Origin of the sequence: Bacteroides sp. RTP31139st1_H2_RTP31139_211217, assembly GCF_040227615.1 — a bacterium.
Lineage (GTDB): Bacteria > Bacteroidota > Bacteroidia > Bacteroidales > Bacteroidaceae > Bacteroides > Bacteroides uniformis.
Genome location: NZ_JBCNZM010000069.1, coordinates 3,836 through 8,139 on the forward strand (window position 1 = coordinate 3,836; position 4,304 = coordinate 8,139).

The following is a 4,304-nucleotide window of genomic DNA, read 5'->3' on the forward strand; positions in this document are numbered from 1 at the left end:
CGGGTGAAACGACTATCAAGGAAGCTGACCTGCCAGCCATTGAGAAAAAGATGGCTGAACTGGTGGCTAAGAAAGAAGCGGTTGTCAGACAAGACATTGCCAAGGCGGATGCTTTGAAAATGTTCGGTGACCGTGGAGAAACTTATAAATGCGAGCTGATTTCCGAATTGGAAGACGGCCACATCACAACTTATACGCAGGGTGCATTTACCGACTTGTGCCGTGGCCCTCACTTGATGACCACAGCTCCTATCAAGGCTATTAAGCTGACTTCCGTTGCCGGTGCTTATTGGCGTGGACAAGAAGACCGTAAGATGATGACCCGTATCTATGGTATCACCTTTCCGAAGAAGAAGATGCTGGATGAGTATCTTGTTCTGCTGGAAGAAGCCAAGAAGCGCGACCACCGTAAAATCGGTAAGGAGATGGACTTGTTCATGTTCTCTGACACCGTAGGTAAGGGATTGCCGATGTGGCTTCCCAAAGGTACTGCACTGCGTATCCGCTTGCAGGATTTCTTGCGCCGCATCCAGGCCCGTTACGATTATCAGGAAGTAATGTGTCCACCCATCGGCAACAAATTGCTTTACATCACTTCCGGACACTATGCAAAATATGGTAAGGACTCCTTCCAGCCCATACATACGCCGGAAGAAGGGGAAGAGTACTTCTTGAAACCGATGAACTGCCCTCACCACTGTATGATTTACAAGAACTCACCCCGTTCTTACAAAGACCTGCCTTTGCGTTTGGCAGAGTTCGGTACGGTTTGCCGTTACGAGCAGAGTGGCGAGTTGCACGGTCTGACACGTGTACGTAGCTTTACGCAGGATGATGCGCATATCTTCTGCCGTCCGGACCAGGTGAAGGATGAGTTCCTCCGTGTCATGGACATTATCTCCATCGTGTTCGAATCTATGGACTTCGAGAACTTCGAGGCACAGATTTCCTTGCGTGACAAGGTGAACCGCGAAAAATACATCGGTAGCGACGAGAACTGGGAAAAAGCAGAACGAGCCATCATCGAAGCTTGTGAAGAAAAGGGGCTGAAGGCAAAAATAGAATATGGAGAAGCCGCTTTCTATGGTCCTAAACTGGACTTCATGGTGAAGGATGCCATCGGTCGCCGTTGGCAGCTGGGTACCATCCAGGTGGACTACAACCTGCCGGAACGTTTCCAGCTGGAATATACCGGTGCTGACAATCAGAAGCACCGTCCCGTAATGGTTCACCGTGCTCCGTTCGGCTCCATGGAACGCTTCGTGGCTGTGCTTATTGAGCATACGGCCGGTAAGTTCCCGTTGTGGCTGACTCCTGACCAGGTTGCCATCCTGCCTATCAGCGAGAAGTTCAACGACTATGCGCATGAAGTGAAACAATACTTGAAGCGATATGACATCCGTGCCATTGTGGATGAGCGCAATGAAAAGATTGGTCGTAAGATTCGTGACAATGAGATGAAGCGTATTCCGTACATGCTGGTTGTAGGTGAAAAGGAGGCTGAAAACAAGGAAGTTGCTGTCCGCAAGCAGGGAGAAGGTGATAAAGGAACCATGAAATTTGAAGAATTTGCCAAAAAAATGAACGAAGAAGTTCAGAATATGATAAATAAATGGTAACTTTGCGCCCAATTGTAGAAGCATAGCATATATTAGATGTTCTAAAGTTCGCTTTTACTTAACAAAAACATTAATTTGGGAATAGTAAATAAGAAACAAACTGGAAGTAAACGTTATTTAATGAAGAATGACAGCTTAAAAGGGCAACATCGGATTAACGAACAAATCCGGGCCAAAGAAGTCCGCATAGTGGGCGATGAAGTAGAACCAAAAGTGTATCCGATAGCGCAGGCTTTAAGACTTGCTGAAGAACATGAAGCGGATCTCGTGGAGATTTCTCCAAATGCACAACCCCCTGTTTGTCGTATTATTGATTATTCTAAATTTCTTTATCAGTTAAAGAAGCGTCAGAAAGAACAAAAGGCAAAGCAGGTGAAGGTGAACGTGAAGGAAATACGTTTTGGACCTCAGACTGATGACCATGATTATAACTTCAAGTTGAAGCATGCCAAAGGCTTTTTGGAAGATGGCGATAAGGTGAAAGCCTACGTATTCTTTAAAGGCCGTTCTATCTTGTTCAAAGAGCAAGGTGAAGTGTTGCTGCTCCGTTTTGCCAATGATTTGGAAGACTATGCGAAGGTAGACCAGATGCCGGTTTTGGAAGGAAAGAGAATGACAATCCAACTCTCTCCGAAGAAAGTGGCGGCACCTAAGAAGAGCGCGGCTCCCAAGCCTGCAGAAGATGCGCCAAAGGCTGCGTCGGCTGAAACCGAAGAAGAATAAAGAAGTGAGTAACGCCATAGGTATAGTGCGTTGCCATATAATTTAATAATTAAAAAGTTTAAAAAAGATGCCAAAGATGAAGACTAACTCCGGTTCTAAAAAGAGATTTACTCTTACCGGAACAGGTAAAATCAAAAGAAAGCACGCTTTTCATAGTCACATCCTGACTAAGAAAACTAAGAAGCAGAAAAGAAACTTGTGCTACTCTACACTTGTTAGTACAACAGATGTAAGCCAGGTGAAAGAGCTCTTAGCAATGAAGTAATTGAAAAGCGTACAAAAGTATTAAAGTTATTAACCGAATGCATTAGCTTTAAGTCCGCTGCGTGAAGTAACGGCGCTAACATTCAAAAACAAGTAAAACTATGCCAAGATCAGTAAATCATGTTGCTTCTAAAGCAAGAAGAAAGAAAATTTTGAAATTGACCAGAGGTTACTTTGGTGCAAGAAAGAACGTTTGGACTGTTGCCAAGAATACTTGGGAAAAAGGTTTGACCTATGCGTTCCGTGACCGTAAGAACAAGAAGAGAAACTTCCGTGCTTTGTGGATTCAGCGTATCAACGCTGCCGCTCGTCTGGAAGGTATGTCTTACTCTAAGCTGATGGGCGCTTTGCACAAAGCTGGTATCGAAATCAACCGCAAAGTGTTGGCTGATTTAGCGATGAACCATCCGGAAGCTTTCAAGGCTATCGTTGCTAAAGCGAAGGCTGCATAAAAACAGTTAGCAGATAAATTACGAGGTGCTGATTACTCTTTTGGTAGTCAGCACTTTTTGTTTTCTGATACTCCGGGGAGGGGTTAAAACTTGAAAAGGACTTGAAACAATTTACTGCTTTTACTTGTTTCTTTCATAGAAACTCATTACCTTTGTTATAGAAAAAATAGCCGCATTGATTGGATCGGGAAACTCATCAATTTTTATGAAATACCGAGACAAGCTTCGCTTCTCAATGGCGGGCCACGCCCTTCGGGGTAACTCTTGAGTCGGTGGATTACAAAGAGGAGGAGCACTCAAATCATGTCATACGGAGTTTCATCACATCATCGGTGCGGCTTTCTATAAAAGAGGAACGGTAATCTGTTTGGATAACCGTTCCTCTTTCGTTTTATGCGGATGTGGGTGATTGTGAAACGATGATACGTGATGCTGAAACAGATGATGTGTCAAGGGAAGATAGATGATGTGTTTATACAAGACAGACCATCTGTATCGGGTGAACAGATGGTCTGTTTTGAAAAGAGTTTTTTTAAGTTTATTTGTTGTCCCGTAAGTCTTTTACCCTGACGGCTTTTCCTTCGCTCTGCGGCAAGGAACCTTTCTTTACCAACCGTAACTTCGGAGTTACCAGAATCTCGTCTTTCAGCTGGCGGGTAATGGCTTTGCTAATCTTTTGTAGCTCGATGTAATTGTCAGTAGAGAGGTCGCTAAGTTCAACTTCCACAATTATCTCATCCTGGTTATTGACCGTTTCGAGCGTGATGAGGTAATTGCTGCCCAATTCGGGGAATTGTACCAGCACCTTTTCCACCTGCATGGGGAAGATATTGACTCCCTTGATGATGAACATATCGTCGCTACGGCCTTTGATGCGGTCTATACGGATGTGGGTACGTCCGCAAGGGCACTTGCCGGGCAGGATGCGGGTAAGGTCGCGTGTACGGTAGCGGATGAGGGGCATCATCTCTCTGTCCAGCGTTGTCAGTACCAGTTCGCCGATTTCACCTTCCGGTACGGGTTCGCCGGTTTCCGGGTTAATGATTTCGACCAGGTAGCAATCTTCCCAGAAGTGCATGCCGTCTTGTTCGGTGCACTCGAAGGCTACGCCGGGACCGTTCATTTCAGTCATACCAAAGCTGTTATAGGCTTTGACGCCAAGCATGCGTTCAATCTTTCTGCGTTGCTCGTCTGTGTGGGGTTCGGCACCGATAACAAGCGTTTTCAGACTTGTGCCGGCGGGGTC

At 45.4% G+C, this 4,304-nt stretch carries 5 protein-coding genes; 4 read left to right on the forward strand and 1 reads right to left on the reverse strand.

Features of this window, described 5'->3' with window-relative positions:
• The 4 genes from thrS to rplT all read left to right on the forward strand — a co-directional run.
• Positions 1–1,619 (forward strand): threonine--tRNA ligase (gene thrS / locus ABUA47_RS12780; RefSeq protein WP_349831646.1); only part of this gene is annotated, 1,619 nt, incomplete at its 5' end.
• A gap of 120 nt (positions 1,620–1,739) precedes the next feature.
• Positions 1,740–2,342, forward strand: a complete 603-nt coding sequence (gene infC / locus ABUA47_RS12785) for a translation initiation factor IF-3 (protein WP_005827878.1) — start codon at positions 1,740–1,742, stop codon at positions 2,340–2,342.
• A gap of 67 nt (positions 2,343–2,409) precedes the next feature.
• Positions 2,410–2,607, forward strand: a complete 198-nt coding sequence (gene rpmI, locus ABUA47_RS12790) for a 50S ribosomal protein L35 (RefSeq protein WP_005827880.1) — start codon at positions 2,410–2,412, stop codon at positions 2,605–2,607.
• Between the two features lie 100 nt (positions 2,608–2,707).
• Complete coding sequence (gene rplT / locus ABUA47_RS12795) at positions 2,708–3,058, forward strand: 50S ribosomal protein L20 (protein WP_004289896.1); 351 nt, start codon at positions 2,708–2,710, stop codon at positions 3,056–3,058.
• 538 nt (positions 3,059–3,596) lie between these two features.
• Here rplT and ABUA47_RS12800 read toward each other — a convergent pair.
• Positions 3,597–4,304, reverse strand: a 708-nt coding sequence (locus ABUA47_RS12800; RefSeq protein ID WP_349831647.1) for a phenylacetate--CoA ligase family protein, incomplete at its 5' end; no start/stop codon positions are given.

Coding starts and splice junctions, on each gene's coding strand:
- infC (WP_005827878.1), top strand. CDS start 1,740: ATGAAGAATGACAGCTTAAAAGGGCAACATCGGATTAACGAACAAATC.
- rpmI (WP_005827880.1), top strand. CDS start 2,410: ATGCCAAAGATGAAGACTAACTCCGGTTCTAAAAAGAGATTTACTCTT.
- rplT (WP_004289896.1), top strand. CDS start 2,708: ATGCCAAGATCAGTAAATCATGTTGCTTCTAAAGCAAGAAGAAAGAAA.